Below are 21,681 nucleotides of genomic sequence, written 5' to 3'. Positions count from 1 at the left end.
TCACTTTCCTCCTCTAGTTACTAAAACCACCTGGTAATGGAGCATTAATTTGTCCTGTTGGGTAGCCGCTAACTACCGTATCACCTATTTTAATAACATCAATTTCTACACCATCAACAATCCCCCTATGCAAAGTTGCTCCATCTCTACCTCTAATACTTATTGAAGGAGAATTACCAATATCAGTTATACTATCTAAGATTTTAATATCACTCCAACCTTCAGGAAATGTTGTACTATTTTTTATTTTCGAAAGATTCCCATCAGGAAATTGAGTTATATATTTGATATCTTTTGTACCATCAGGGTTGATTTTAATAACTTCTGTAGCATAGTTAGAATGGCTATTATTAATGTTTGATGAATGCCCCCCAATAATTTCATTTTTATTAGGGTTCTTTCTCTGCCCCAAAAGTATTTTTTCCTTCATTTCAGGTGTGATAATTGAATTATCTCCGCTGACTGGCTTACTATTATTACCCGTACCCTTAGTCTCTTCAGGCTTCTTAGGATCTTTACTTGGATTAGGTTGTTTTGAATCCGGTAATATGCCGTTATTAAAATTAGGCATAGGCATAGGCATTCGCATAGGAATAGGGTTAGGCATAGGAATACCTTTCAAAAGACCAGTACCTTTTTTACCAACAAATTCCTTAGCGATACTTAGTGTTTTATTAGTTTTCCAGTATGATCGTGAATATGCATTCCCGTTGATAACATCTTTCTCAAAAGAGTCTTTTACTGAATCTTTTATCGCAGTAGTTGTTTGAACTGGGTGGAAAGCTAGATTCGCTATACCTTCCGATGTTGCTATTATTGAATCGCTTACATATTTAGGTGGGTCGGCCAAAATTTCTTTTACTTCACCCCATGCATCTTTCAATATATCTACGGTTGCATCAAACTCTCCTTTTTTTATTTGAGTATTTATTAAGGTTGTATTGAATACCCCTCGTAACAATTTTTCTTTAGCAGACATTTCTTCAGTAATTTTTAGAGGTGCCATTGTGTCTATCGACTTATAGGCTTTGACAGCTTCTTTTGCTGCGGTTTTTACTACATTTACACCTTTGTCATAAACTTGTTTTGCCTTCTGGTACACTTGTTTTGACTTCTGTACTATCCACCGTTTTCCCTTTTGGGCAGTGTTTTTTAACCAGAGTACTCCCGCCTTCAAAGTACGTTTCCCCAATCGGATAGCCCACTTTTTGAGCTTGCTTGCTTTTTTTCGTGCCATTGTATAAAACTTACCTATTTTTTTCGTAAACTTTATAAAAAAGTTCATCATGTAATTTCCCGCTTTTTTGATTCCCTTCAACACATTCTTACCTATTTTTACAACATTCTTACCTATTTTTACAACACTCTTAACGACAGGGATACTACCAAAGAAATTACCGATTGCTCCTAAAAAGCCTTTCATTAAGCACCACCCCCACCAACAGGGATCATACCCATGACGTCTAATGCAGAGCCAAGCTCAGCTCCGTCTTTTGATTTATTGGATACGGACACAGGTGCTTTAATGGAGCCTTCCATTTTCACAACCTGTCCTTGCATATCGGTGTTGCCATCCAAAACAAGACTACTAGTACCACAGGCTATTTGCATGGATTCTGTTGCACTCATGGAAATGCTTTTCCCTGCAAAGGTGATAGTATCATTGGCTTTTAGTGTAAGCGGATGCTTACTGTGCACCTCCACTCCGCTCTCCTGATGAAGCTTTAGGAAAACAGCGCCTTCCTGTGCGGTAAATGTGACAGATTGCGGGTCTAGCTTCATATCCTTACCTTTTGATGTGCCCCAGTAAGACGTTTTGGGATCGGCTGTTTTTGGGTTGGAGTCGCCGCCCTTTCGTACACTATGACGAACAACGGCCGCTTCCTCCCGATGTGTCGGGAAGGCAAGATGAACGCTATCACCTTCTTCTGGTGGGCTGTAAAAGCCGCTATGTCCTTCTGCTGTATAAGGCGTAGCAAGTGAGAACCATGTGGCTTCTTCCTTTTTTTGTGCTTCATCAATAGATAGGTGCAAGCGTACTTGATCCTTCTTGACTTCTAATACCTTACCCTCAATCGCTGTGCCTGACAGTGAAGGAATGTTTAGTCTTTCTTGACGAATGCCTGCCTCAGACAGTAAATGATACTCATATGTAAGGACACCTTGTTGCATACATGCTATGGACTTCGCCACAACTAGCTTCTTGTTTTGGAGTTGGACACGGTCACCGAGTGCTAATGTTTTTTTGGACTCGATCACATAGGATACTGTATCCCGCTCCTCCAATGGTCGCTCAATGTCATTGTGAAGCGTATGTAAATACTTGGAGCGATCCTTGGTGATTGTATAGCTAGTAGCTGACAGTTTTTCTAATCGACCTTCTGGTAGACCAAACCATAGCTTGGGCTTATCGGCATCTACTGCTGGTACGAGCACTGTTCGAAAATGCGAGGCCATGCGCTTTAGAAATTGCCAGTCTGTCTCCCTATATTGTAATATAAATTGCTTTAGAGGAGTAGACTTCGATGCAGTGTCAATAACATCTGCGCCTGGATAATTAGCAAGTACTTGCTTAAGCATAGCATTATACATCATCTTGTCATGCTGAAAAGACCGAGCATTGCGTTTACAATCCAAGATAAATGAAGATGACACCGCTTCTAACTCAATTTGGTACACGCCTCTCACCATACGAACGGCCACTTCGGATACTTGCCCTTTAAAAAGCGGTCGCACACGCTGTCCATTGCGTTTTTCATAGAGCTCTATCTGATCTGAACTGCTGGCAATTTGCATACATCGATCTTTCTTTTCCTCTGGAATGAATCCTGTTATTGATAACCTTGCATGGTCATTCACTGTTTGGGTCAAGCTGAGATCATGCAACGTCTGAACCTCATAGGGGGATACGAGCTCAAGCTCTCCGTATCCAATCACTTCCTCATACGTGTTCACATGAAAACCCTTCTTTCCTCAGGGGATGATGGCTTATTCTTGACCATCATCTTCTACCTTTATCGTCCCGCAATATATGCACATATTAGTAGATTGATTGATAAGCGCGGGAAAATTCTCAATCAACTGATCAGATTTTCCGTTAATCCATGGCATCGTGACCACTGGTGTACACGGCATCGGTTTCAAGACACCATTATTAGCCGCTGTTGCTGCTGCCACTGTCGGATTAGATAATGTTTGACATAAACCGAAGGGCTGAATATTGACATTGGGTTTATAATCCATCGTATTCATCTGTGCCTTGTTTTTTGTATAAACGCCATGGCTTACAGGCATTTTTAAAATGCTTGTTTGATCGCCCTGTGAGCACGATAATTTGGCACCAGCAACTACATAACTGCGCTGCTCATCGCCTTTTGTCTGCATTTCATCTGCCATCGAAAACCACCCTTTCTATAAAAAAAGTCCATTCACGTCAGTTCACTTTGCACACTCGAAAAATGAAGGATCTCGCTCCATTTGCCTTCCGTTTGCACTTTGTGTAATCGAATACCTCTAAATGCTCGACGCAATATACTTTCCGCTAGCTCAATATTGACAATAATGTAATCCTCTTTAATGCCCTCAATTTTAAAGAAGGTATAAGGTGCAGCTAAAGCCTCGTCAATAACGAGCTTTTTTAGCGTTCCATCTAGATGGAACTCGGTTTGTGCTGAGAGACAGGCCACTTTTGGTGGAATAGAGAGCCAATATAACGTCTGTTTTAATTTTGGCATATCCACGAGAACAACCGGTTTAAACGGTAAGCGCGGCTCATATTTTTCCACTAATTGCTTTAGTGGATCAGCTAAAAGAGCAATTGGCTTTTCGATAAAATCGATATAGTCATTTTCACTTTTATCTAATACAGGAAATTGACGATCTAGCTCCTCTAGCTCCTCCATTCTTTCCACTGTTAATAGTTCTTTTTTAATAATTTTTGATAGTCCAACTGGTTCTACAGCATTCGAGATACGCTCATCCTGAGATAGAATAAAATAGTTCATCTTTGGGTCTCCTTTTTCACGACATCTATTTCCAAATGACACTCGCCGTTTGGAATGGATCTAGCTTCAGATGCTCCCGTGCTTCCTTCGAGAACACAGCTTTCTCTAAATTAGCTCCTTCAAAATGAGCATCCTTGACGTTAGCCCCGATAAAGCAAGCACCTCGTAAATTAGCTAGCTCAAAATCAGCACCCTCTAAATTAGCACCAGTAAAGTTCACTGGGAGATAGCCTGGCATTTCCCACTTCTGTCGATCAATTAATCCACTTGCTCCCTGTGTTTGTTGGAAGTTAGCACCTTGCAATTGGCTATTGCTAAAATTTGCCTCATGAATCGTACTGAAGCTTAAATCAGCGTCCATTAGCTTACTATCCCTAAGATTGGCGCCAATGAGTATGCAATTACGCATTCGGCTCTGTGCTAAATTCGTTTTTTGGAAAAAGGCATATCGAATATCTAAGTCTTCATAGTTGCCACCAGCTAGATTTAATTTGCTAAATACTTCATACGGATATTCATCCTCTAATTTTTGATCCAGCCAAGCTTTGATTTCTTCGATATCCTTCGAGGAGAAGTCCTCGCTATAGACAACTTCATTGACATCCATAAATTCACCTATACGAATTTCTACAGCAGCCTCTCGATCAAGTGCTAAATATTCTGGACATCTAATAATGTCTGGCAATGCATATCTAGCAAGGCTAATAACATATTGATGAAAATGAGTAGCTTCCTTTAGCTTGATGTGCTCAATATCCGCTTGGGTAATGGCTCCCATGAATGTTTTGCTGTATAAATATAATTCTTCAACGAATTGCTCTAAAAAGCTTAGAGCCCAGCTTGCATCATAAGTAGTTAAAATAGGTCGAAGGTCAAAGAACCAATCCTCATCTGTCCCCTCTACTAGATAGTGATGACGCCCCTCCAGTAGCTCTGTGCGCAGCATGGAAAACGTGATATGTCCAATTGGTCCTTTCTGTTGAAGGGATTGTTGCTGTTGTAGCTGACGACAAATAGTTTGAAAGGCTTTTCTGAACTCCTCAGCAAGCTCATCCTTTGAGGCTTGAAAAAAATCCTCTAATGCCAAGAGATGTGTCAACCGCCTTTTTTCTACTTCCGTTTCATAAAAATGCTGTAAAACTCCCTCTGCTTGCATATTTGTCTCCTTCTTTCTAATTGGCCTTTACTTCTTTCCCGAAAATTTGCACACTGCCATCCATCGTTATTTTACTTTCCTTGCATTTTAATGAAATTTCTTCCTCTGCAGACAAAAGAATTTTCTTGCTTGCATTGACTGAAATATCTGCCTCGGATATAAGCTTGATTTCCTTTTTACTAAAAATTTCGATACCGCTCGCTTCATTTAAACGGATAAAAATATCGTTATCTTTCGCTGTAATGACAATTTCTGTTGGGCTCATCTTAATTTCTTTGCCAAAGGCTGTTCTGTAATATTTCGTCGAAGGATCATCTAGTTTATTGGTCGCGGTGCTGTCTAAATTTTTTCGAATCGAGCTGCTAGCAATTCCCTCTTCCTCTTGATGCGAGGGGAAATACACATGAACAAAGTCGTTAATTTCAGGCATACAATACCATCCACTATGCCCCTCAGCCGTATAAGGCGTTGAATAAAGGAACCAATGCGCCTTCCCTTTATCCTGTTTTTCATCAATATTTAAATGAACCTTAATATGATCCTTGGCAACCTCCAACACTTTACCTTCAATAGATACGCCCGAAATTTCATCGTTAAATATTTCACTCTTGTTCATACCATTCTTCGTTGAAAGTGTATAACGATGTTTTAGTAAGCCATCCTTCATCGACGTATAGGCTTCACGAACATAGAGTGTTTGTTCATGGAAAGTTACGTGGTCGCCTATGGCAAGCATCTTATCGGTTTCCACTTCATAGTACAAAAAGTCATGTTCTCCCATACCATCATTGCCGTTCTCTGTATAGAGAAGATAGTCTGCTAGTTTTTTTCTTGTCGTATAGTGATAGTCTTCTAGCTTTCCTTTTGCATTGCCAGCAGGGACTCCAAAATGGAACTTTGGCTTATCAAAGGTAGCAGCAGGAACTAGTCCAGTGTTATAGCGGGAGGCAAGGCGTTTTAAAAATTCCCAATCGGTTTCTCGGTACTGTAGGGTAAACTTGTCTAATTTTCCTCCCTTTGTAGCCTCATCGATCACATCAAGACCAGGGTAAAAGGGACTCAATTGTTTGAATAGAGATGAATAAGTCATCCCTTTATCCTGATAGGAGCAATTTTTCTTCTTAATATCGAGTTGATATGTATTGGAAGCCGCTTCTACTTCGATATAATAAATATCTCGAATCGCACTTACTTTGACGCCTAATATAACCCCCTTAAATATCGGGGTAGGTGCACCTAAATGATCGAGCTGATTCACTTCGATGGCTGAATGGACCTCTGTCATTTCGACGTATTGATCTCGAACTTCCTCAGGTACGATACCCGTAAAGTGTAATGTCGCGTGCTCGTTCATTTTCTTTGTGAGCGTAAGCTCTTGAATGCTCACTAGTTTAAATGGCAGTACTTGCAGATTATGATAGGCAGTTACTAATCCAGTCATCGTACTACTCCCCCTATCCTTCCGTTGGGAGCAAATTTCATTGTTTCCATCATTGCCCTAGCGATAGGACGCCAAGTCTCTGTATCCTCCTCCGTACAATTGAACGTAGCGATAAGTGCTTTCCCATCAATCGATACAAAGAACATTAAATTAAAAATCTCGCCATCAATAGCTGGTGTAATGACCTCGATAAAGCCAACTGTTTTGTCATCTATTTTGATCACAGCTGTATCAAACCATTGTGCTGCAGGCTGAGCTTGCTCAAGAACGTCAATCATATTTTCCTGAAACTCAGCTACACCCTCATCAGGTAACGAATGTGATGTTTTGTTGAAGGCTAGATTGATCGTAGATGATTCATCCGTATAAATAATGTTTGGTCTTCGTTCTGAAGGGTATTTTAATGAGGCTAACTCAGCTGGCATAATCGAAAATATCTTCGGCATTCGGAATGAAATTTTTCCATCCATAACACGCTGATCAATGACCGGCACTTCCTGTTCATCTATATGGACAAAGTCCTGGTAAAGGTCAATTGCTTCTAGCTCAGAATGTTCCTCCTGTAAAGGCTCCTCCTGCGGCGCTTGCTCCTCTTTTAAAGCTGCTTCCTTTTGAGCTAATTCATGTTGTTCCTGCTCTCGCATTTCATTTCTAAGAGCAATAATTTTTTCATCTAAAAATTTCAACCCATTCACCTTCCGTTTCTTGAACGTTTTTCATCAGCAGGCCATTAGCTAGTCAACAATCATGCGCTTTGGTCGCCCTTGGCTGTGCCCTGTCATCCGACCACCGCGCTTTGATTCCAATAAAATACGGTTCAAGTATTTATGAATCTGACTATTGGAAAATGTTTGGTAATCCAGTTCTAGCCGATTGCAAATATAGAAATCGATTGCATCCCGTTGAACGCGCTCCTGATTTAAGCACTCTAATGCAAAGGCTATATCATACGGATTGGCTGGCCGGTTTTTTAACAGCTCCCGTGCAAAATATTGCAAAATGATTGGATGATATGTGCTTTTTTGAAAACCTGCATATTGACAGTGAAGATAATTGACCGTATTATATTCAGTCGAAAAATCGGAAAAATCAATATGCTCTGAACGCAGTTTTGCACCCGATTTTAATTTAAAGCGTGCTAACTCTAGCTCATTATGTGCAAGCTCTAGCGAATCATCTAAAACTATCTCTGTTGTAAGTTTTCTAAAATCTAATTCATTCACTTCTTCAGCAAATCGTACTTTTAAAATCGTTTCGCTTCCTGTTGCGGTATAAGGAAGCTCATAGCTACTATGCAGCATATAGAGCTTTCCATTATGCTTGATAATGCCTTTTGTAATGATGAGGCTTGTATCTGCTACAATAATATTGGCACCAGCAATAATGCCATTAGAATAATCTTGGAAATATAAATCTAAAAAATCTCTTGGGTAATCTCGCAAATTTTCCAGCATTTCTCGCTTTAAAATGCGACCTTTTTGAAAATGTGGATATTGATTGGCAAACAAGCTGTCACCCACCTCTTTTCTTGTTTTTCACTGATCAACTATGCCTCGGCGTAATTGCCGCTAACGCTTTACCGATCACTTTCGGGGCTTACCTGATCACTTTTCTGGGATACCTGATCACTTTCGGGGCTTACCCGATCACTTCTCAGGGATACCCGATCACTTTTCAGAGATACCTGATCACTTTCGGGCCTTACCCGATCACTTAAGAACTTCTTTCCATCCGCCGAAGGTTTTACTTTAATCCATCAAAGAAATCTAGCTCAGACAAATCGGTTTCGAAGGCGAAGAATTCCTTGTGTCCGATAAACAGCTGCTCGTCTTTTCTTGCCACTGGAACTACGTGGAAGCCCCAATGATCTTCGCCTGCAAAAACAAAGAACTTCACTTCTCCATTCGTAATGGAGTCCGTCTCGTCCTGCGGAATTTTATCTTGATAGTGCATGGCGATATTCTCATAAAGAACAGGCGCATAATCCTCCTGACGATTAAAGTAAGTGTATTTATACGATGAGTGATTGTCGCTACCTGTTAAGTAAAACTCCACTTCTTTTACACCCCATGGGCGAGAAATCGTCCCGTGTATTTGATTCAGTCTTTCTAAGCTACTAATAAGTAATTTTTCCTGACGATTATGTGTAAAGGCGCTGACAGCATAAGGCACAACTGGCGCATGGTTCGTCACTTCTGTTTCAATCATGCCGATTTTCTTGGCATTTAAATAACGAAGTGCTCCCCTTAAACAAGCAAGCTTTAACTCTGGAACTTTCCCGATATTTTCAGCTTTTTGTCTAAATTCAATGCTGCGTCCTGGTACAAATTCCTTTAAAGCCTCGCGAAATGCGTCTATTTTACAGGACTGTCCCGTTAATTTAATGATAGAATAGTCACTCAGTATGCCAGTCTCATAAAATTCCTCTAAAAATTCTCGCACAATATCATAAATATCAGCCTTTATGAGATGATTGATTTCTTTAATGTTGAAGAAGACATTTGGAAAGTCATAAACTTCCTTAAATTGATTATTTTCTACTAACGACAGGCACCAGCGATCTACTGCTGTGACATTTAAATCACTATCGTGCTGCATATCGCTATCCGCATAAAAACGACTTCTTAATATACCTGTTTTGCGGAAAAATTCCTTCTTCATCTCTTCTGCCATTTCCCATAAGAAATAATAATTATTGCGGACACGTAGGTACTCATCACGTGTTCGATTTTCATATTCCTTAAAGCGTGTAGGAATAATATATTCGGCATCTACAAAGGCTTTTTCGAATTGTTCGTACACCGCTTCAACGCCATGGTCATCTACATATCGATAAATATCCTTACCTGGAATATCTATTAATGCATCGATATCATAATCATTTTTTCCTCGACTATAATAGTTGGCAAAGACGATTTTCATAAATTGGAAAATGCGATACGTAATATTGTTGCCACCAAAATTCGTATCCCCATTTTCATAGGTAGTATGAATATCAATTTTGTAAGAAATATGTCCGTCCTCTATTCGAAACTTACAAGAAGAAAGGTCTGTTGTTCCGCCTCCGCAATCGATCACAAGCGCTTTATATTCCTTGCCATCGAGAAAACTATTATTCTCTATTTGATTGGCGATCGTATTATAAAGAACCGACATCCCTTCATCGAGGGCATGCTCAGTTTCGATTTGGTATTCAGGCAAAATCGCACGAAACATATCTAAAAATTGTGTTTTCAGCTTAACGGGACTAGAGATATGTAAATGCTTGAAGCGACATTTAAATTGATGCTCCGCCATTCGAATAATATAAAGCATAAACTCTCTTAAAATTTGGCTCCGTGGAACAAGTGCAGTATTCCCATTGGCATCCATGACCTCTTCCAACTTGGCATAATTACTAACCCAGCGTTTAATACCTTGGAATTTCGTAGCCAACGATGTATAGCTATTTTTTTTCATCATTTTTAACGCTTCATAGCCGTAGTGATAGCCTACTTGATCTGCATTTGAGCAATCTGCTACAGTCATGACCGTCGGCACTACTTCAATCCATTCGTTTTGATGAAGTGGGTCTGGAAATTGCACAAAATTGATGCTATTTAGCTGAATTCTGTTATTTAATAAATCATGACTACAAGGAGAGGACACATAATCACTTTCTAAAAAGACACCAGCCGTTGTATTTGTTGTTCCAAAATCAATGGCAAGAATGGCATTGGTTGTTTCCAGCTGTTTAATCTCTAAATCTGGTATTGGAACCTTATAGTAATGAAGATTTGTTGGTGGAAGTGGGGTCTCCTGATAGTAAGTCTTATAGATATACTCGGAATCTTGCTTTCTTAAAAAAATAAAGCTGTAGTTTTTATTGTTTGTCTTCCGAATACCTATTGCTTGATCAGCAGCGAAATAATATTGATTTGGGACTTCGTCGTCTTTAAGGATATTAAGGATGCCGCAAAGTTCCAGCTGCTCATTGACTAACAGTACATTAGATTCAACAAGAAAACCGCCTGTTTCCACGAAATACTGATCGGGTTTATCAATCTTCATCCCGCTATATAAGCTCATTTTGGCAGGAATTTTAATGTCACCATTGTCAGACATCGGTGTTTTTAAATACTCTTGCATGGCCGCTTCTACTCGTTCAAAGCCCCCATCCTTTTTTTCTCTAATAAGAGGGTTTTCTTCAGAGCCTCGATATCTTAAAATCTTGTCGATTAACTCATCTCTTGTCAGTGTATTAATAAGCCCAGTCACAAGCTTTTCCTTATAGCAAATATTTCTAAGCTGGAAGGTTGTCATTTCCATTAATTCTACTCGTGTATAGGTCATATATTTCTTTTCTGTATTACGCTTATTGGCATACAGCTTATATGAATAGTTAGTTGTCATTGGAATCCCTCCCCTGTCTATTTAGTAAAGAGCTATTCGATCTAGCTTCATCGTTTCCTCTGCATCAATAATGCCAAAGTGATATTGCCAATAAACCTCCATATGAAAGCCGATTGGCAGGAAAATTTCTTGTACAAGCTGGACCTTTCGCTCATTCTGTTCTGTCTGCTTCTGACGTATGTATAAAAGCAGTTCATCCTGCTCTTCTGATTTCACATAAATCATGCAATTTTTAAAGAGCCTTTTCAGCGTATCCTTTAATAAGTAAATTTCTTCACCTGCCTGGTAAAGCCTTAGCATGTTCAGCGCAACTATTTCTTGCTCCTTTTTCGTAAAGGCATGAATATTATCGCGTACCAATTTTCCAAATACATTGGCCTCAATTTCTCTTAAGATAAAGCGAATATAGAACTCTCGTTTATTCATGCCCTGCATACGATCAATTTCAGCTAAAAAATGCAATACGGTATCTAAAAGGTAATCCCTAAACTCAATATCTGTAGAATTATCCGGATGAAAAAGACTGTTAAAAATTCCGTAATAGCGATAATACGGATTTACTTCAACGTGCTGTTCAACATACTGCGCATTTAATAGTTGTGGACTAAGTTCCATATAAGGTGAATAGGCTTCGGCAAGATGAAAATATATATCCTTTTTAGAAAGGCCATCATCCTCAGCCTTAATGAGCAAATCCCAAATATAGTTCATAGCCACACACCTACACATTCATATTCGAAGAAATGTCGTTGTACTTCTGATACAAGGAAGCTTAAAATATCGTTTGCAATAAAGTTTCTCTCCTCATTCGCCTTAAACTTTAATAGCATCGTTTTTTTATGATTATTTTCTCCTATCATTTCCGTTAAGAAAGTGTTCGCAGAATGAGTAAAGCTTGTTCCAGAATAGGAATCCACTATTTCGACATCTACAAGCTCAAAGCTGTCAGCTGCCTCGAAGGAATTAATCATACGCGTAATTTCGCCCTTCGTTTTAACATTAGCTGTATACTTGTTAGCGAATTTGTGTATAAAATGCTCAATTCTTCTATTTGATACAAGCTCGTAATTTAATTTCCCGATTTTCTCATCTTCCATTTTTGCAATTTTTATTAACTGCCAAACCCCTGACTTATCCCGGGGTGAGACAATTGTTAATTCATTGTCTGAACGTTTAACGTAACGAACATTATCCTCATCGGCCTCTACAAGATAGCCATGCTCGTTGCCAATTTTACGTATGGAGAGGACATGCTCATAATTTACCTTATCGATGGCAGGAATAGGAAAACCGACATTTTTGACTTCATGGCGTTCAATGTTCCATAGTGGAACCATGTTCAGTCGTTTTTCTTGCTCATACTCCTCTAAGTCAACAATTATTCCAGTAATTTCGGCATCCTCATTTAAAGGCGGGCAATCTACTAAATTTACATTAAAAAATTTATAGACAAATGGATGATTAACAGTTTTCCATGGCAAACCATTTACTTGGAAAAGCGGATATAGCTTGTTAATCTCTTGTAAATAGTCCGTATTTTGTGTAAGACTGACCTTAATTTCTACTTGTCCTTCCGTCGTTACTAGCTTTCCATTAAAGAGTCGCTGCTCAGCAAGTAACTGTTGGATTTGCACGGAATCACATTCTAGAAATAATGTGAACAGTTCTGCCGATTCATTGTTTTTAAACGCTTCAAGCATTTTTTTAATATTGATTGATTTACTTTCTAAATCAGCTGGCCGCATTGGGAATAAGCATTCATGAATAGGGTCAATATCCTCCTTAGAACTTAACGTCACATAAATATCAAACCTATTCTCGACATCATCTATTTCGTTGAATATGCGTTCCTCAAGCTTTTTGTTCATTTCATCCTGATAGTCGATTAAATTTACAAAAACGCCACTGACAATATCCTTTAGCAGTTGACGTTGCTCTAAATCCTCTATTTTGCGTAACCGTTCAATCATGAGCTCTTTCATCAATTTATTTTCCCTCTTTCATCACTTCAGCATCAGATGGCTCATTGGCAGCTGTCCCTTCATTCGCAGGCGGTGCTGCATTATCGGCAGCTTGTGCTTGAGGAGGATTTAATTTATCATTGGCATTCATAACCTTTCGCTCAAGACCTAAAACCTTCGACAGCAGCTCTGTCTCCTGATAAATTTCCTGTGCAAGTGTATAATATTCAATTGCTTTCCCAAACTCTTGGCGTGCATAGCTCTGATCTCCGCTTTTTTCTAAGCCTTCAGCCTTTAATTCCTTCTGGGCCTTTTTCAATTCAGCAATTTTAGCCTCTGTATCTTCTATTTTTGTCTTTATTTCAGGTTCGCCAGTATAGGCAATTGTCAGGGCTTTTTTTCTTGCCTTTTGATACGTTTCAAGAGCCCCATTGTAATCCTCTGCCTCAAATCGAAAATCTCCATCTTTCACAGCTTCAGCAATTTGTACAATGGTATCCATATTAGCAATTCTTTGTTCAACTACTTCTTTCCCAAAGTCTTTAATAAGCTTTCCTTCTTTTTTAGCCTTTTCATATGACTCAAGGGCATCGTTAAATTTACCTTCTTCCGCTAATTTATCTCCACTGATAATCAGATCGGTAACTCTTAATTTTTTAGCTAGTAAATTTCTATGTATTGGATCCTTCAATTTTTTGGCCGCATTTCTGCCTTCACTATATTCCAGCAGTGCCTTATCATAAGTCCCATCTTGGAAATAAAGGTTTCCGCTCTTTTCGTGATCTTTCATCTCGACGGTTAATTCAGCCATTTTTTTGGCTTGCTTTGCCTGATAAAAAATCGTGCCTCCACCTACAACTAAAGCTAGGATTAATGCAGCTGCAATCATTTTGATGTATTTCATTTTTTTCTTATTTGTTTCTTGATAAACCTTATTAGCAAATATAGCTGCGATTGTGTAATTATTGACAACTTTCTTTTGCCTACTTAACAGTACCTCTTCTAATAAATCAATGTACTTCTCAGGCTCTTTTGCATCTTCCAACGCATCTGCCATTTCAATTTCATTGACATCCTCCCAAAAGCCGGATGTACAAAGCACTAGTACATCGTCATCCATTAACTTCATTTTCTTAGAAACAAAAGGCTGGAAATCTTTTGGTTTGCCAAGATAATTTAGTAAATTAGTTCTTTCCTCATGCTGACTAATATCGAGCGAACGGTTCCTAGTATTCACTATCTCTTGCGCTAAGCTTTGATCAGTGCTTTTAAACGATAAAGTACCATTACGAAAATGATACAGTCTCGAATTTCCTGCAACTGCCACAATCATCTTTGAGTAATCTGATACGACAATGACAATACTAGCCTTCAATCTCACCCTTAAGCTTTGAGCTTGAAGTATGTCTTGCGCATTTTTCAAATATTTTTTAATGCTTCTTCTAGACATAGATGGCTTTTCCATGAATTTCTCTAAAATTGCCTTCACGGCAAGCTCTGCACTACTTATTTCCTGATCAGAATCTAACCCTTTTACAGCTACCCAACAGGCTACATCATCCAGCTCTGTATAGGCAAAGTAATCTTTATTTTGCAAAAATGAGCCCGCTTCGGATAAAAAACTTGTTTTAAAGTTGCTATTTTCCTTTCTCATGATTACTCCTCCTTATTTACTGACTCATTTAAAGACGACAAGTAAAATGTTTACCATGTTTTTTCTAGAATAACGATGGTTGCATTATCTTGATTTTTTAAGCGTTTTTGTTCAACGGCTTTTATCATGTCTTGAGCAATATCATAGGGAGTAGCTTGCTGAGAGAGAATTTTCTCCATTTCAACCTCTGTTAAAGTATCATAGACTCCATCACTAAATAGACATACCTTGTCCCCTCTATTTAGCTGAATCGGACTTTTTCCTATATCCATATTTTTAAAGCCTTCATACCCTAAATAATTGATAAGTCTCTTTTTCAAAGGATTTTCCTGCACCTCAAGCTGAGATATTTCACCAGATATATATCGCTCAGTTAACACTGATTCAAAAATATGCTTTTGATTGATTGCCTTAAATTCTCCATTTCGAAAAATGGTTATGACACTATCTCCAACGGCTCCCCAGTGAAGAAATCCGTTATCATCAATAACGGCTGCCACTAATGTAGTACCACCGTTCGAGCCATTTAAATTTTCGACAATCATATGGTTACTTGCAAAAGCGGCCTCCTTAAAAAATTTTTCTAGAGTATTTAGACCGCTAAGCTTTTTAAATTCTTCTATAAATGTATTGACAGCAACCGTGCTTGCCATCCTACCGTTTGCTAAACCACTGATACCATCTGCCAGGACTGCAATTGTCCCATCTTTCGTTTCAGCTGTAGAGAAGTAATCATCTTGCTCATCACGTCTGCCAATCGTTTGTCCATTCCCGATTGCTATTTTGTTTTTTTCATTTTGTTGCGCAAACATGTTTCTTATGATTAATAAGGCAACGAGTACAACGATAAAAACAAGCGCAATTATGTATGGCAGTAGTTTCGGATCCATTTGTCATCATTCCTCACTGTTGTTGTTTTCCCATTCAAAATGAACACCACATAAGGGAATAAAAAGAAACATACTTCTGCCTAACTGAATAACATCATACGCTGCTAGCTCTGTTGGCGTATAAATCGCTTCATTATTAAGATAAGCTAAGCCTGATGCATCTCCAGGAAGTAGATAAAAATTCCTTTTTTTAGGATCATAAACAATAACTGCATGATTACGCTGAGAAATCGAATTATCTCCAACAATACGAATGTGCATATCCTCAGCTCTACCAATAAAGTTTTTTTCCGATAAAATCCTGTAGTCTCGACCCATTTGAGGCCCTTCAATACAAACTAACCATCCAGTTACCGGATCAATGCCATCCATTTCTCCGAGATATGGCATTGTTTTATCATCTAGCTCTGCTACAGCTGTTTGACTGCTTGGTCTTTGCTCCTGTTCCACCATTACATTGCAATATGGACAAACATTTCTATGTCTTCTTGAACTAAACATGTGACCATTCGTACATCTAATCAAACTCATTTTCGCTATCCCCCGTCTATGTTACGAATTTACTTGTCTCTATTTCACTAAAATTCGCGTATTTGCTATGTATATTGTGTCTCCATTACCGATTGGGTAAGGGCTTTCGTGTTGTATTCTATTTTTTACGCGCTTATGAGCTTTTTTTATACCAACACCATTTACTGAATCAATATCCTCTATGTACCATACGCCAGAAACATTATTTAATACGGCATGTTCATAGTTAATAAGCGATTCATATTCTGTACCGCTTAAATCGATATCTGCCTTATTGTCAGCTGAATTTTTACCAATAAGTAATGATGTTTGGTCATCTATCTCCCATTCATCTATTTCAGCTCCTCGATCATTGAGGAGAACTAATTTTCGAATTTTCTTGTTTGTCACATCGTAATTTTTATCTCTTGCTTCATACTTAACAGAGCCATAAACAATTGCTAGTATGACCAACATAAGTCCAATAATTGTTTTCAAAATAAAATCCTGATTCATGACAAATACGTATAAAATGAAAAAGAAGGCGATTGTGACAATAATGATATCGATTATTTTTATAATCATTTGTTTCTTTGCGTTTTCAGTGTATGTATCCATTGAATTTTGGTCATACATGATATCACACTCCCTCATACTAGCTATGGCTTAGTTTACTTGTTAAAAAAACGTTCAAATAAATCAGTTGTATCTAGTGGATTCTTCTTGGCATTTTTGTTAAGAGTTGATCCCATTTCTTTCGTTTTAGGATTAAAGCCAAAAAAATGCTCAAAGTTCTTTTCAATATTGCTCATATTAAAATCTGGCTTTTTTTCAGTAGACTGTTGGCGTGTAGACTGTTTTTCATATGTCTGTCCATTACTCCAACTTTGACCAGCTCCATCTAGTCGAGCATCATATGCCTCTCTTGCAGCTTGATCCTTTAGTACTTTGTATGCCTCTGTTACTTCTAAAAAAATCTTTTCAGATTCTTTGTTTCCACCGCTTACATCTGGATGATGTTTTTTTGATAGTTTTCGATAAGCGAGTTTTATTTGTGCTTGCGTGGCGTCTCTAGTGACACCTAACGTTTCATAATGCGTTTTCATGTTTTCATCCCCAGTATTAGGATTATTCAAAATTATCTAAGGAACTATGAAAGTCCCTTAGATAATGTGGAGTGCTATCAAGCAGCAATCTTAGACAGCGTAGCCGCCTTCGATTTTCGCCAAGTCTGTTTTGTCTTTCTTTTGCTTAATGAATAAGTAGAACTCACCAATACCTTCTGTGTCACCATATTTTTCCGAATAGTCAACAACAAAAGCATTTGGGAAATTAATTTTTCTTACTACTTGATCAGCAGAAATAACTTCTAATGTTACTTTACGGTAACAGTCAGCCTTTTCAGCTGGTACTAATGACCATAATCCTAATTTCATCGTATCATCAGAATTGTCACCGTCAGTTGCAGTAAGGATTTTACCTCTTATTTTTAAAGTTGCTCCTACATCTGTAGAACGTGCGTTAGAGTCATTTGGAGTGTCTGTTTCATACTGAACAGACATAATGCTATCTAACCCTAGTTCAATTGCTTCTGATCCTTCTACTTTTAATACAAAACCCATTTTTAGTACCTCCTAATATTTGTTGAATCGTCTCAATAAATTGCTTTAGGTGAATTTATAACTAGCTGTATGCATTCCTCCATGCCAAATGCAAACACATTAAGCATGAAGAAATATGTAATGTTTTCACCTTGCAAATTTATGGAAGATTCTATTTATGTTAAAAGATTTATGAATAAATCTTAAACATACCACTTAAAAAATTTTTGATTGTATGTTTAAACTTGTTAGGCCTTAACAGCACTACTTGCCTTTGTAATCATGACTTCAAGATTCTTCACATTACCATTAAACACTAGATCAATCTGACATGTGCTTGTTTTTTCATCGATAATGTAGCCGATGTCATCTCCATCGTGAATAATGGAGTTTACATAGCCTTTATCATTAATCCATTTGCTTTTTTGACTACTTGGATTATTACTAAAGAATCGAACGATATTTTCGTGTTTAAAGTCGCCTGATTGGAATCGTAAAATTCTTTCAATATACGTACTAACTTGTGTTTTGTAGATTGAATCAAATCCATCTTCTTCCATTGCTAGACTTCTAGCTTTATACACTGTAATACGTTTAATGTCTTTATCTTGAAGCTGTGCATTTTCTGAAGAGAATACAAAGCCGAAGCTTCTACTGTTAATAGCATCTTTAATGTTATTAGTAAATCCAGAGATTTCTTTCGCCATTGTTGTAACGGCTCTAAGTGAGTTATCACCAGCTTCGATATCGAATCGTACACCTGGATAATTTCTCTGAACATTTCTAAATGAGTCTTTCAAATATTCTGGACATTGATAAGCTGAAACAATACCTGCCGCTACATAGCTAGCACCAACATAAACGCCCTCTATCCAAAGCTTTAAAATATCCTCTTTTTCTTTAGATAATCGCGCTCCATTTTCTGTTGTCTGCATTCTTGTATCAATGATTACACCTGATTTATCTTTAGGAATAATAGTGAAGTTCGGTAAACATGGTATCGCAAACTCACTATAATCTTTTCGAAGAAGCACTGAGCATTTATCGATCAGTCGATCAATACCTGCTGTAGCAATTCCATTGAATGTCGTTTCTTCTTCTGCCATGAAGTTGAAGAAAATCTGTACTTTATAATCTTTCACAGTATCAAGAAGGACGGATAACGATTCCATCGTATTGCCATCTTGCTTGGCAACCTTCTCGTTCCCTTTAAATCTAGATCTGCTTACTTTCATTTTTCCGGAAGCCTCTAGTTCTAGGGCAGGGACAATTCCATACCATACTGTATCTGTAAAGTCATTTTTAGAGTTAACAGTGTTTAAATACGTGCGTAATCGTGGCAGATTATTACTTTTAACGAGCATATCTAACTTTGCGTTCGTTACAAGTAACGAGGGCTGCATACCTTTGTTTTTAGTTGCATACTGATCAAAGTACATTTTTACGCCTAATAGTTTTTCAACTAATGGCTTCACTGTTTTTACAAATTCATCCTTAGCATCCTTATAGAATTCTAAGTATGTATTGTAGTTTTGCACCTCTGTCTCTACATCAAATTCAGCTTTCACAGCTGGCAAAGGAGAGAAAGTTCTTACGACTAAATCCTTGACATAAGAGGATGGTGATTCTGTAATCGCCTCATAGTCCTCTTCGAAAACTGTGCTTAAACCATAGTTACTATTTTCCTCAATAACCATCAGTTCCGAGCTATTATTTTGTGGTGCCTCAATGATTTTTAATTCACCATTGTCACCAATAGAAAGTGTTCCTATTTGTAATTTTTCGGATTCATCTTCATCCTGATTAGCACCTAACAATAGTCTCGTTTTAATATCTTCAATTGCTAAAGGAAGCATCGCCATGACATTGTTGTAATTTCTACTTGCTACTTCAAACATCAGGTTTAGCTTGTCCCCTGTATCCAATTTTTTTGGATCGCCTTCATCTAATTTGTCATATTCACCGTATAGGTAATGGATTTCTTTTCTGACTTGTCGAATGTCGTCCATAACCTTTTTAGGAGAGATCATATCGAGCAAATTTTCAAACTTAAAGTCAACATTTGCAATGCCCTGACTTCTTTTCGTATCTATAAGGGTAAATAGCATTTTTAAAAAATCATTATTTTGGTCAATTGCTATTTCAGAAATACAGTCATCTTGAATTCCTTCAGGTTTTTTTAATGTATACATTACCTTTTGGTTAGCAGCATTGTAGAATGAGTAAACCGTTGGAGAAAACTTATCTAAAAATTCGTCGAAGCTTTTGACAAGTAGATATTCATTCATTTCCTTGATTTTTTCATCACTAAGACTGTCAATCCCTTTTACATCTCCAACAAGCGTAATTAAATCCATTTTTTCCGGATTAATTTCCTCAAAGAGCATGGTTCTGTTTGTTTGACTAATAATCTCCATTCAGCCGGCCGTATAATTATACAGCCATCCCTCCTTTTTGTAACGAATTTCGAGTAAGCATAATCACAAGTGAGTATATAATAAAAAATAACTATTGAGTTATAAAATGGCAATAAAATATAAAGAATTTACAATTTTGTAAAACTAGAATTATATTCTTTACCTCTTATTTCTACATCACTGATGACATTATGTATCACAAAGTAACTATACAATATCTAATTTTATTGTCAATATTTACAATAGAATTTTATGTTAAATAAATGTATTTAACTGGGTGTATGGTAAAAAATAAGCATTGAGAAATTTATGATATTTTAACGAGAAAAGTGTATGTATTCGTTTTTTTTTATTAAAAAAACAGCTTATAGCGTATTTTTTATACGCCATAAGCTGTTTCGTAAGCTCTTACCTTTAACTGTAAAATGATAACACAGAATCAAATAACCTAAATTATTGGTCAATTAGAATTATTTTCCTTAAAATAGTTCATTATCCTATTGACAATATCTTCAATAGTAATTACCAATTTCATATATTTTAGTGAAGAGCAACGTTTCTTTGCTTGCACTGCCAGCCCCCACAAAATCATTTTAGATAAAAAAACACTCACCTTTTTATTATACTTTCTTACATCTCCCATTTTATCCTCTATCAACCGCTGCGATATATCAGGTGGAATAACATTTGTCAGAGAATAATAAAATGTTGCTGCTAAACTATAAATGTCTGTATATACACCTTGCTCAGATATAGTCGAATATTGCTCAAGAGGAGAATATCCTGGACTAGTAAAAATTTGATAATTTTCAGCAGTTTTATAATAAATTGCAGAACCGAAATCTAGTATATATGGATTACCTTCAGAATCAATCATAATATTACTTGGTTTAATATCACGATGGAGTATGCCTTTTTTATGTAAATAGCGTAAAGCATCAATTAAAGGGAGAAAAATACTAGTGTATAAATGATCTCTATCATTAATAGGATAATCCTTTAAGTATTGATCTAACAACATTCCTTCATAATACTCCATAATGATATAAATCGACTCATTTTCTTCAAAGTGGTTAATATATTTGACGATATTACGATGATTTATTTGCTGCATTATTAACGCTTCATTTAGAAAAATATCTTTTAAATCCTCGAATTTCTGCTTTGTTGAAGGTACACGATTAATGACGGTTTTATTATCTAAATCCCGCAAAGCAATGTCATTCGGAAAGAACTCCTTAATAATTATCTGATTCCCTTCTTGAGTATTTTCCGCAATATAAACAAAGGACAATTTACTAGAAGCAATAACTTCTTTTATTTTATATGTATCGTTCAGAACACTGTTTACCGGTAAGCCTAATTCAACTTCAGTCGCTTGCATTTTCGTTCTATCATCCCTTTCAACACTTGAATTACGAACAATTTGTTACATCATCACCATAACGTGTGGTTGATTTCGCCTGTCATTTAGTAGGTGTTAGGACACCCACTGATAGGGGACCGCATCCGCACACTTCACCACCTTAGAGATAGGAGTCTACTAGTGAAAGATAAATGGCATACGTTTTAACAACTGTGATACTATGTCAAGAAAATGGACAGGGAAAACTGAGATTTTGCTTTAAATCTAAGCGCGCTATCGCTTGCTCGCC

General features: G+C 37.4%; 19 protein-coding genes. All 19 read right to left on the bottom strand.

The features are described from left to right. Positions 1-13: 13 nt before the first annotated feature. Positions 14-1,423, bottom strand: a complete 1,410-nt coding sequence (locus AMS59_RS26530; protein ID WP_234007901.1) for an EndoU domain-containing protein — start codon at positions 1,421-1,423, stop codon at positions 14-16. Further along, positions 1,423-2,955 carry a contractile injection system protein, VgrG/Pvc8 family gene (locus AMS59_RS23375; RefSeq protein WP_053486104.1) on the bottom strand — a complete coding sequence of 511 codons (1,533 nt, stop codon included), beginning with the start codon at positions 2,953-2,955 and terminating at the stop codon, positions 1,423-1,425. The genes AMS59_RS26530 and AMS59_RS23375 overlap by 1 nt, the downstream gene beginning before the upstream one ends. 33 nt (positions 2,956-2,988) lie before the next feature. Further along, complete coding sequence (locus AMS59_RS23370; protein WP_053486103.1) at positions 2,989-3,396, bottom strand: DUF4280 domain-containing protein; 408 nt, start codon at positions 3,394-3,396, stop codon at positions 2,989-2,991. 32 nt (positions 3,397-3,428) lie between these two features. Then, positions 3,429-4,004 carry a hypothetical protein gene (locus tag AMS59_RS23365; protein WP_053486102.1) on the bottom strand — a complete coding sequence of 192 codons (576 nt, stop codon included), beginning with the start codon at positions 4,002-4,004 and terminating at the stop codon, positions 3,429-3,431. A 25-nt stretch (positions 4,005-4,029) separates the two neighbouring features. Continuing rightward, positions 4,030-5,160 carry a pentapeptide repeat-containing protein gene (locus AMS59_RS23360; protein ID WP_053486101.1) on the bottom strand — a complete coding sequence of 377 codons (1,131 nt, stop codon included), beginning with the start codon at positions 5,158-5,160 and terminating at the stop codon, positions 4,030-4,032. Positions 5,161-5,176: 16 nt separating this feature from the next. Next, the gene (locus AMS59_RS23355; RefSeq protein WP_053486100.1) at positions 5,177-6,601 is read right to left on the bottom strand and encodes a hypothetical protein; all 1,425 of its coding nucleotides are present in this window, start codon (positions 6,599-6,601) and stop codon (positions 5,177-5,179) included. Further along, positions 6,598-7,296, bottom strand: coding sequence for a hypothetical protein (locus tag AMS59_RS23350; RefSeq protein WP_053486099.1), 699 nt, complete (start codon positions 7,294-7,296; stop codon positions 6,598-6,600). Before AMS59_RS23350 ends, AMS59_RS23355 begins: the two co-directional genes overlap by 4 nt. Before the next feature lie 39 nt (positions 7,297-7,335). After that, the gene (locus AMS59_RS23345; protein WP_053486098.1) at positions 7,336-8,109 is read right to left on the bottom strand and encodes a hypothetical protein; all 774 of its coding nucleotides are present in this window, start codon (positions 8,107-8,109) and stop codon (positions 7,336-7,338) included. 235 nt (positions 8,110-8,344) lie between these two features. Beyond that, the gene (locus AMS59_RS23340) at positions 8,345-10,993 is read right to left on the bottom strand and encodes a molecular chaperone (protein ID WP_053486097.1); all 2,649 of its coding nucleotides are present in this window, start codon (positions 10,991-10,993) and stop codon (positions 8,345-8,347) included. A 21-nt stretch (positions 10,994-11,014) separates the two neighbouring features. Beyond that, positions 11,015-11,710, bottom strand: coding sequence for a hypothetical protein (locus AMS59_RS23335; protein WP_053486096.1), 696 nt, complete (start codon positions 11,708-11,710; stop codon positions 11,015-11,017). Beyond that, a complete protein-coding gene (locus AMS59_RS23330; RefSeq protein WP_053486116.1) occupies positions 11,701-12,975 on the bottom strand; it encodes a hypothetical protein in 1,275 nt (424 codons plus the stop codon). Before AMS59_RS23330 ends, AMS59_RS23335 begins: the two co-directional genes overlap by 10 nt. A gap of 4 nt (positions 12,976-12,979) precedes the next feature. Further along, entirely contained in the window at positions 12,980-14,608 is a 1,629-nt protein-coding gene (locus AMS59_RS23325; RefSeq protein WP_082337748.1) for a serine/threonine protein phosphatase, read from the bottom strand. Positions 14,609-14,658: 50 nt separating this feature from the next. Next, positions 14,659-15,498 carry a PP2C family serine/threonine-protein phosphatase gene (locus tag AMS59_RS23320; protein ID WP_053486095.1) on the bottom strand — a complete coding sequence of 280 codons (840 nt, stop codon included), beginning with the start codon at positions 15,496-15,498 and terminating at the stop codon, positions 14,659-14,661. A 6-nt stretch (positions 15,499-15,504) separates the two neighbouring features. Next, positions 15,505-16,029: an FHA domain-containing protein gene (locus AMS59_RS23315; protein WP_053486094.1), complete on the bottom strand. Its 525-nt coding sequence runs from the start codon at positions 16,027-16,029 to the stop codon at positions 15,505-15,507. A 39-nt stretch (positions 16,030-16,068) separates the two neighbouring features. Continuing rightward, positions 16,069-16,644 carry an FHA domain-containing protein gene (locus AMS59_RS23310; RefSeq protein WP_053486093.1) on the bottom strand — a complete coding sequence of 192 codons (576 nt, stop codon included), beginning with the start codon at positions 16,642-16,644 and terminating at the stop codon, positions 16,069-16,071. A gap of 35 nt (positions 16,645-16,679) precedes the next feature. Next, positions 16,680-17,114, bottom strand: a complete 435-nt coding sequence (locus AMS59_RS23305; RefSeq protein ID WP_053486092.1) for a J domain-containing protein — start codon at positions 17,112-17,114, stop codon at positions 16,680-16,682. Positions 17,115-17,204: 90 nt separating this feature from the next. Next, the gene (locus tag AMS59_RS23300; protein WP_053486091.1) at positions 17,205-17,630 is read right to left on the bottom strand and encodes a hypothetical protein; all 426 of its coding nucleotides are present in this window, start codon (positions 17,628-17,630) and stop codon (positions 17,205-17,207) included. Positions 17,631-17,857: 227 nt separating this feature from the next. Continuing rightward, complete coding sequence (locus AMS59_RS23295) at positions 17,858-20,026, bottom strand: hypothetical protein (RefSeq protein ID WP_053486090.1); 2,169 nt, start codon at positions 20,024-20,026, stop codon at positions 17,858-17,860. Positions 20,027-20,486: 460 nt separating this feature from the next. Further along, the gene (locus AMS59_RS23290; RefSeq protein ID WP_053486089.1) at positions 20,487-21,410 is read right to left on the bottom strand and encodes a serine/threonine-protein kinase; all 924 of its coding nucleotides are present in this window, start codon (positions 21,408-21,410) and stop codon (positions 20,487-20,489) included. Positions 21,411-21,681: the final 271 nt, after the last annotated feature.

This window comes from Lysinibacillus sp. FJAT-14745 (assembly GCF_001275675.1).
Lineage (GTDB): Bacteria > Bacillota > Bacilli > Bacillales_A > Planococcaceae > Lysinibacillus.
This window is presented reverse-complemented; position numbering and strand designations above follow the sequence as displayed.

What these genes read in the sequence shown, in the direction of transcription:
- AMS59_RS26530 (WP_234007901.1), bottom strand. Translation starts at nt 1,423, where the DNA reads ATGAAAGGCTTTTTAGGAGCAATCGGTAATTTCTTTGGTAGTATCCCT.
- AMS59_RS23370 (WP_053486103.1), bottom strand. Translation starts at nt 3,396, where the DNA reads ATGGCAGATGAAATGCAGACAAAAGGCGATGAGCAGCGCAGTTATGTA.
- AMS59_RS23365 (WP_053486102.1), bottom strand. Translation starts at nt 4,004, where the DNA reads ATGAACTATTTTATTCTATCTCAGGATGAGCGTATCTCGAATGCTGTA.
- AMS59_RS23360 (WP_053486101.1), bottom strand. Translation starts at nt 5,160, where the DNA reads ATGCAAGCAGAGGGAGTTTTACAGCATTTTTATGAAACGGAAGTAGAA.
- AMS59_RS23355 (WP_053486100.1), bottom strand. Translation starts at nt 6,601, where the DNA reads ATGACTGGATTAGTAACTGCCTATCATAATCTGCAAGTACTGCCATTT.
- AMS59_RS23340 (WP_053486097.1), bottom strand. Translation starts at nt 10,993, where the DNA reads ATGACAACTAACTATTCATATAAGCTGTATGCCAATAAGCGTAATACA.
- AMS59_RS23330 (WP_053486116.1), bottom strand. Translation starts at nt 12,975, where the DNA reads ATGAAAGAGCTCATGATTGAACGGTTACGCAAAATAGAGGATTTAGAG.
- AMS59_RS23325 (WP_082337748.1), bottom strand. Translation starts at nt 14,608, where the DNA reads ATGAGAAAGGAAAATAGCAACTTTAAAACAAGTTTTTTATCCGAAGCG.
- AMS59_RS23320 (WP_053486095.1), bottom strand. Translation starts at nt 15,498, where the DNA reads ATGGATCCGAAACTACTGCCATACATAATTGCGCTTGTTTTTATCGTT.
- AMS59_RS23315 (WP_053486094.1), bottom strand. Translation starts at nt 16,029, where the DNA reads ATGAGTTTGATTAGATGTACGAATGGTCACATGTTTAGTTCAAGAAGA.
- AMS59_RS23310 (WP_053486093.1), bottom strand. Translation starts at nt 16,644, where the DNA reads ATGTATGACCAAAATTCAATGGATACATACACTGAAAACGCAAAGAAA.
- AMS59_RS23305 (WP_053486092.1), bottom strand. Translation starts at nt 17,114, where the DNA reads ATGAAAACGCATTATGAAACGTTAGGTGTCACTAGAGACGCCACGCAA.
- AMS59_RS23300 (WP_053486091.1), bottom strand. Translation starts at nt 17,630, where the DNA reads ATGGGTTTTGTATTAAAAGTAGAAGGATCAGAAGCAATTGAACTAGGG.
- AMS59_RS23295 (WP_053486090.1), bottom strand. Translation starts at nt 20,026, where the DNA reads ATGGAGATTATTAGTCAAACAAACAGAACCATGCTCTTTGAGGAAATT.
- AMS59_RS23290 (WP_053486089.1), bottom strand. Translation starts at nt 21,410, where the DNA reads ATGCAAGCGACTGAAGTTGAATTAGGCTTACCGGTAAACAGTGTTCTG.